Annotated in this window: 6 protein-coding genes; 5 read left to right on the plus strand and 1 reads right to left on the minus strand. The window is 48.7% G+C overall.

Annotation, left to right across the window (positions count from 1 at the left end; all coding sequences use genetic code 11):
* Both GF309_04190 and GF309_04195 read left to right on the plus strand, forming a co-directional pair.
* On the plus strand, window positions 1-279 hold a 279-nt coding region (locus tag GF309_04190; protein ID MBD3157965.1), incomplete at its 5' end, for a dehydrogenase.
* 219 nt (window positions 280-498) lie between these two features.
* Window positions 499-1,479 (plus strand): hypothetical protein, encoded by a 981-nt coding sequence (locus tag GF309_04195; GenBank protein ID MBD3157966.1) that lies wholly within the window; start codon window positions 499-501, stop codon window positions 1,477-1,479.
* 44 nt (window positions 1,480-1,523) lie between these two features.
* Here the strand turns inward: GF309_04195 and GF309_04200 are convergent, their stop codons facing one another.
* Window positions 1,524-2,834, minus strand: coding sequence for an aminotransferase class V-fold PLP-dependent enzyme (locus GF309_04200; protein MBD3157967.1), 1,311 nt, complete (start codon window positions 2,832-2,834; stop codon window positions 1,524-1,526).
* Between the two features lie 78 nt (window positions 2,835-2,912).
* On the opposite strand from GF309_04200, the gene GF309_04205 reads away from it, so the two are divergent.
* The 3 genes from GF309_04205 to GF309_04215 form a co-directional block, all read left to right on the plus strand.
* The gene (locus GF309_04205; protein MBD3157968.1) at window positions 2,913-3,827 is read left to right on the plus strand and encodes an IS5 family transposase; all 915 of its coding nucleotides are present in this window, start codon (window positions 2,913-2,915) and stop codon (window positions 3,825-3,827) included.
* A 95-nt stretch (window positions 3,828-3,922) separates the two neighbouring features.
* Entirely contained in the window at window positions 3,923-6,748 is a 2,826-nt protein-coding gene (locus tag GF309_04210; protein MBD3157969.1) for an FtsX-like permease family protein, read from the plus strand.
* Window positions 6,749-7,329 (plus strand): hypothetical protein (locus GF309_04215; protein ID MBD3157970.1); only part of this gene is annotated, 581 nt, incomplete at its 3' end. It lies immediately after the preceding gene.

Raw genomic sequence — 7,329 nt, forward strand, 5'->3', positions numbered from 1 at the left:
GTATTGCATGCGCCTCAACTCCTCAAGTCTGTAGGGCCCAATAGCCTCAATAATCGCTACGTTACTGAGGATGTTCCTTATGCACTTGTGCCTATGTCAGGGCTAGCAAGCCTTGTTGGAATGCAGACACCCGTTGTCGACTCTTTGACTACTTTAGCATCAGCCTTGATGGGAATAGACTATTGGACAGAGGGACGCAATCTCGCGAAGCTCGGGTTTTCTGCTCTGACTATAGCTGAACTAAAGCAGTTTCTTCTGAATGGCAACAAGCAAGAATAGGATCTGTTTCCTGCTGAGGCCCGTAGACGCAATCGTTTCGTCATGCTAATCCAATATCGATATATGTCCGTATTCAGGCGAGACAGGTTGGAGACTAGCTATAGAAAAAACGCTCAGAATTGTGTGGCTAGTCACTAATAGATTCTACTTACATTCGGGTACTCTACAATCAATTTTTTATAGGGGATTTCCGATTCATCTTCCTGAGAGTGATATCATATGATGACTCCTGAAACGTTCAAAGAGAAATGCAAGGGGATTGTTCCCGTGCAGCTATGCCCCTTAACCAAAAAGGGTGAAGTAGACACCGAGGGTCTGAAACAGAACACTCAGTTTCTTGTGGATTTCGCCAAGGGTAACAAAGACCTGGTCATTATGACCAATGGTAGTACAACTGAATTCTATGCTAACACAATGGAAGAACAGAAGACCGTCATCAAGACTGTTGTGGATGTGGTTGACGGGAAAGTTCCTGTTGTCGCCGGAGTCAGCCAAGCGGGCACAGACAATACCATTACAATGGCTAAGCATGCGCAGGACCTAGGTGCAGACTGTGCCATGGTTGTGTTGCCATATTACCACAAGCCCACTGGTGAAGGTTTGTATCAGCACTACAAGAAGATTGCTGAGTCCATTGATATTGGTGTGATGATATACAACAATCCTGACGTTTCAGGGTTATTAATAGACCCCGACCTAATGCATCGTCTTTCGAAACTCGACAATATTGTCGCTGTCAAAGATAATACCCCCATTGTTGATCATTACTTTATCAATGCTGCAAGGATTGACCCGAAGGATATAGTCCTCTTGAATGGCCGTGGCGAAATACAATTTCCGGGTTCTGCTGCCTACGGTTTCGAATACAAGGGCTTTGTGACCTTCGTCGGGAACTTTGCTCCTTCCTTGAGTTATGATGTCTATGACGCGGTAAAGAAGAAGGACTTTGATGAGGCAGAAGTAGCACTGGAGAGACTGCTCCCATTGTTCGAAAAGGTTGGAGAGTTCATGGCGCGGCGACAGGATGTTTCTATCTTGGCACCAGCATACAAGACCAACTACATGTACATGGGTGTGGGAAAGGCGTGCCTCGATCTAGTTGGCCTTTCCGGAGGTCACGTCAAAGCTCCTTTGGAAGATTTGAAGCAAAAGGAGAAAGGAGAGCTCAAGGAAGTCTTGGAAGGAATGGACCTGATTTAGAGTCCACTCCCCTTTCCTTTTTGTCATAGGTCGGCAGAACCTGACTACGTGTATCGATAGAATGCTTCGGCAGCAGTCTTTACAGCTTTTCCATCCTCCACTTTCCATCCCAGTTTGCGTAGAGAACCCTCCAAGGCAAATATCGCAGGGATGATATAATGTGGAGAGGCTGTCAATGCCATGTGGGAGATTCTCAGCCCATTTATGCCAAGAAGTCCCATGGTGCCCATGATAATATTGAAATCCTCCTTTAGGATAGATGTCACATTGCTGGCAAGCAACTCTTCTGGCAATTCTATGGACGTGACTGTTTCTGATGCATCATCTTCATCGGCCACAAAAGGCTCAAGATGCAGAGCCCTAACCGCTTCCCTAACAACCTCTTTGCAAATACTATGCCGCTTGTATCTCTCCTTAAGACCTTCTTCCAGGGCTATTTCGACGGCTTTCCTGAGAGCCACAATAACAGAAGTGGGCTGTGAAACGGGGAAAGGATGGCCCCACGAAGACCACTCGTCAATAGTCTTCTTCCATAGGTTCAAATCGAGAAAGCGACTGTGCACAACAGATTGTCGTTCCGCAATGTCGTCCCAAACTCTACTGCTGATGGCTACAGGAGTGATTCCATTGACACCTCCGAGCGACTTGCTGGCATATCCAATGCAGATGTCTATACCCCACCTGTCCATATCGATTTTCATTCCGCCAAAGGACGAGATCGCATCCACAATGTTGAACAGGTCGAATTCTTCTGCAATCTTCCCTATTCCGACTAGATCGTGTTTCACTCCAGCAAGAGTCTCATTATGCGCCGAAATGATTCCTTTGATGCCCCCCACTTCGTCTACAACCTCTCTTATCTGTCGAGGTTTTACGGCCTTCCCGTAAGGTGCAGAGGCTAGAACCGCAGTCCCTCCGTAGGCCTCCACTAATTCCTTGAAATAGTCTGCGAAGAAACCGTCGTAGACCACCAAAATCTTGTCATCTTTTTCGACTAGATTGGCAACGGCGAGCTCTAGGCCGGAGTTACCACACCCGGGGACAATTATGACTTCCTCCTCGGTTTCGAATATCTTCTGTAGACCATCTCGTGTGTCCTCATAGATTTCCTTCCACTTTAAACCGTAGTGAGGCAAGACAGGTCTAGAGAGTTCCGCAAGGACTTCTTGGTATGGTTCCGATGGACCAGGCACCATTAAGATATCGTGATTTAGCCATTTCATTCTATTCACCTGAAAACCGATTTTATATACCCGAACCGAAGATGAAATATCCACGATGAAGCCATAGGTATGTATCCAGAATAGCATCCGTTCCTCAATCTGGAGGTATACTGCGTGTCTTGCTGCAGCCATTATATAAGTCTATTTAGATTTGAGGCTCTGTAAAATAATACAAGGATTAAGAGGCGAGTCGCCCACGGCATAGGATTTATGGCTTACGATAGGTCATACAACGCGGCCAAAGCTCGCCGTTTTCATTATCTCCTTCAAGAGCTTATGAGCCTTTGCAATACCATTCCGGATGTCCGGTCTCACCGTGGTCGACCGGTGGAATTCCCTCTCCCGGTGCTGTTCGTCCTTCTCGGGCTCAAGTTTGATGCCAGACTGGGGTATCGTGATTTCGTGGCCTGGCTTGCCCTTCAGCCAGAGCTGCTTGCCCGACTGGGTCTTCAACGCCCACCCAGTCACACCCTCCTCAACGGAGCTCTCAAACGATTGGATACCCGGCTCCTCCACCGACTGTACGAGGTCGTTGCCCGGAAGCAACCTCCTCCCAGACGGGTCGCGGTGGACGCCACTGGCTTCTCCCATGCGACCGGTGGTGAGTGGTTATCGGTGCGGTTCAAGAAGACGCGGAAACGACGGTTCCATGCCCTTCACGCGGCCGTGGATACCGAGAGCTTGCTGGTTCATGCGGCCCGGATACGAGCTCGACCCGGGGGAGATGCCAAACACCTGGTTTCCCTGTTGCGACGGGTGCCAGGCAATGAGCTTGCAACGGTCTACGGTGACAAGGCCTACATCTCCAAGAAGAACGCTCAGTTCGTAACCGAGCTGGGTGCCTACCCGGCTATCGAACCCAAACGGAACCTACGAGCTCGATCCCGGGGCCACAGAGGATACGGGCGATTATTACGGGAGTACAGAGCTAACCCGGATAAGTGGAAGCGGACGCATCAGTACGGTCAGCGAAGCCTTGCAGAAACCGTGTTCAGCATGCTGAAAGTACGGTTCGGTGGAAGTCTGAGCTCACGGGGGTACAAAGAGCGGCGACGAGAGCTGCTGATCAAAGTCCTTCTGCACAACATCCAACAGGTGAACTTCCTGGAGTGTGCTGCAAGGTGAATTATTTTACAGAGCCGATATTGTCGAAAGAACTAAAAGCATTGAAATTCCTTGAGTGTCTCCCGGCAGTGATGCTACAATGACAGATATTAACTATGAAATTCATTGGGATCGTTCCTGAGTGCAGGATAATCGGAGGGAGGTTCTGTTTGTCAGCTCATGCAACGTATGACACAGGCGTAGGATGGAAACGAAAAGGCCTGACACTGTTATGTCTGTTACTCGCAGCTGGTCTTGCTATGGGACTGACCACCTATGTGGATTCTTACTCTGTTCATGAATGGTCAAGAGCTGTTGATATCGGCCCAATTTCGATGCGTGTTGATGGCCCTGATATCGAGGAACGGATAGATGAACTCCAAGATATTGAAGGTGTGCAGAGGCTAGGCTTGGTTAGGTTCATATCTGGACGATTGGGCGGGGTTGTGGAGAATGAATACACTCACGAGAATCTCGCAGCACCCAGCTCTCATTTTCTCGCTATCTTCCCAACAATCTTCCAGATAAAAGAGGGCTACTACCCTGAAAACGAGGATGAGATTGCCATTCTCTGGCGCAAAGCTCACGAGATAGGTGTAACCATAGGCGACTGGGTGAATTACACAACTGGAAGCGGCGAAGTTCTGGGCACGCTTAAAATCACAGGTATTTTCCAACTTGAGACGAGAGCAGATATAGCATTTTACGCCTCTTGGTTCAACATACACAGAACAATTGGAATCATTTGTTCTACGCTGATAGCGGAGGACGCCGGATCAACGTCGGTATACGTGGATATTGATAGAACCCAGCTTTCACCTTTTGACCCCCAAGGGTCATTACGCTATGTTCATAGTATCGAAATCAATATTCGACTACTCGATTCGAATATAGGCCCGCTAGAGAACTACCGAGACTCTGCTTACGATGTGAGGAATCGTTTGACACAATCCATATCCAATTACATAAATTGGCTTATGGAAATGAGAATACGACAGATTTCGCGTGCAGGCGGGCTAATCCTCTTGATTGTCCTTCTGGATTTCCTTGCTGTCCGTCACAATTTCAACGAACGAAAAAAGGAAGCACTCCTGTTACAGGCAAGGGGGGCATCCAGACTGGATACAGAAATGGCCATAGTAATGGAGATATCCCTTCTATCGGTTGTCGGAACGGTTATGGGATTGTTTCTCGGAGTTTTGCTGAGCAGATTTGCTCTTTCATCCACCGGGTACCTCCAGTTCGATTTTTCGTTATTCTTCACTGAGCCGTTCCTAATTTCATTGGGATCCTTCTTCCTTTCCCTGATTGTCGGTCTACTCGTGCCACTCTTCACCATAAGCGGGTACTTCGCCGTATACAGGATGGAAGAGCCAGCCCGAGAAGTAGAAGGTAGATTGGAAAAGCTGGTGGAAGGTGCAAAGGCAGTACGGTGGGATGCTATCCTCCTTGGAATATCTACCGTAGCTACTATCGCGTTGTTCTCTCTCGGAGTTGACACCACAGGGAACCTCTATCTTTCAGTTGCGGTGTCAGCTACGCCGTTGGTACTATTCGTGTCATTGTCAAGTTTGGTAATCAAGGGGCTCCGTTGGGGTTCATTGAGAATCTCCGAGGTGTTTGAGGGCATAGTCGGCAAACTGCCCGCATCTATTGGCATTCGGAGAGTGGGGAAGAAGGCATCTTCTGCAGCTCCCATCGTGATTGTTCTGGCTCTTTCCATGAGTCTAGCGTGGAATATGGCTGTTGTTCAGGCATCTTTGCCCATAACGAAGGAAAACCACGCACAATTCGCCTTTGGTGGAGATATCTCTTTCAAGCTGGATAATTACGGAGCTGCAAGCTGGGAGTCCTTCTTTCAAAATGTATCAACTCACCCATCAACTGAACAAACTAGCCTAGTATCAACAGTGGATGTCTATGTATCTGCCGGGTGGGAAGGAAGAGTGAGCTTGACAGCCTTAGACCCAACAACATTCGCTCAAGTGGGCTATGATTACGTGGGAACCAGACTGAATGAGTCGGAGGTTTTCTCTGATTTACTCGAGGATCTTGAAGCCTCTACTCCCGCGGTCATTGTCACTGACTACCTTGCCAACAAGTACGACCTTGACCCGGGAGACATAATTCAGGCGTCCTATACTGAAAACGAAAATGACAGACAGGTCTTTTCCTTTTCGGTTCAGGGCATTGTTGAGGGTTTGTCTGATATGTCAGAGGAGACGACTGATAGGAGTGGACCGTACATGCACTCATTCAGCAAACGGGTGATGTGGATTAACAGGGATGTAATCGCTCCCGACATCAATTTCACAGTCTCTGGAGAGAATGTCCTGTGCGTCGCTACTAAAGATGGTACCAATGAAACGCAAATGGCACAAGAACTGCTTGAGCAGGGAGCAGAAAGAGCACTCTTGGAAGGGGATTTTGCCGAGAGCGGATGGGTCGCTGTTTCACATGAAGTGGCAAGGTATCTCAACCAAGCAGACTACGTACTGGACAGGGGGGCTGATGCTGTATCAATAGTGGGCACATCATTCATCATAGTTGGAGTGTTTATTCTCTATGTTATCGAAGATACACGGTCTTGGAAGCGAGAGGTAGCGCTGCTTCGATCCTTTGGAGGTGGTACAACAGATATTGTAAAGACCCAGGCTGCTGAACTCCTGTTGCTGGTTCTGGCCGGGACGGGTTTGATTATTGTATACTCTCCTATCTTGACCGCCAACAGCTTCTTGCTTCTAAGGAAAACTCGTTTGACATTCCCGATTCGCCTCTTTGTTGTGATTCCGTGGCCTGCCCTTCTGTCAATTCTTGGCTTCTTCATTGGCTGTATACTTGGTATAGTTACGATAATTGCGGCGGTAAACACGAGAGTCAACCTGTCTGAAGCTTTGAATGCTGACTGGGCTGAAGCTGGACCCTACAGAGGTGAACGCTGAATGTTCGTGTTGACCAAACTTGCATCCCGAAAGCGTCGAGTTCTGGCGACCTTACTCATTTTTGCCTTGTCAGCGGGAGTACTAGGTGGGGTGCTCTTCTACATCGACAGCATCGGCCCTTCGGTCCAACAGGACATGCTGGATGACGTGGCGGTTGATGCACAGGTTTCACTATCCACTAGTTTCCATCAACAGAATGAGACGTCACTTGCTGACCTACAGAGCACAATTCGCGAGCAGAACCACGTTCTCGGGACTGAAGGGGTGACAGTGGTACAGTCCTATGACCGGGAGATAGACGACTATAGGTTTGAGGATCAGGTCTACCTTGGCATAGGCGACGAGCTCCTTTCGCAATTCCCAGGTGCTTTCACCATCTTGGAGAGCACCGGGCCACTGGAGGATGCATCGTGTTATGTGGAAACGAACACACTCTCCTACCTCGGGCTTGGCATCGGGAACAGCTTCACCGCGACGGCCCGTGCTACAGATGAAAGTGGGCAACCCGTGAACATAACGCAGAGCTTCGAAATAGTCGGAACCTTCGAAAGCGATTTGTTCTGGCGTGAGGGGTATGGAGA

Source organism: Candidatus Lokiarchaeota archaeon, assembly GCA_014730275.1.
Taxonomy (GTDB): domain Archaea; phylum Asgardarchaeota; class Thorarchaeia; order Thorarchaeales; family Thorarchaeaceae; genus WJIL01.

What these genes read in the sequence shown, in the direction of transcription:
- GF309_04195 (MBD3157966.1), top strand. Translation starts at nt 499, where the DNA reads ATGATGACTCCTGAAACGTTCAAAGAGAAATGCAAGGGGATTGTTCCC.
- GF309_04210 (MBD3157969.1), top strand. Translation starts at nt 3,923, where the DNA reads ATGAAATTCATTGGGATCGTTCCTGAGTGCAGGATAATCGGAGGGAGG.
- GF309_04200 (MBD3157967.1), bottom strand. Translation starts at nt 2,834, where the DNA reads ATGGCTGCAGCAAGACACGCAGTATACCTCCAGATTGAGGAACGGATG.
- GF309_04205 (MBD3157968.1), top strand. Translation starts at nt 2,913, where the DNA reads ATGGCTTACGATAGGTCATACAACGCGGCCAAAGCTCGCCGTTTTCAT.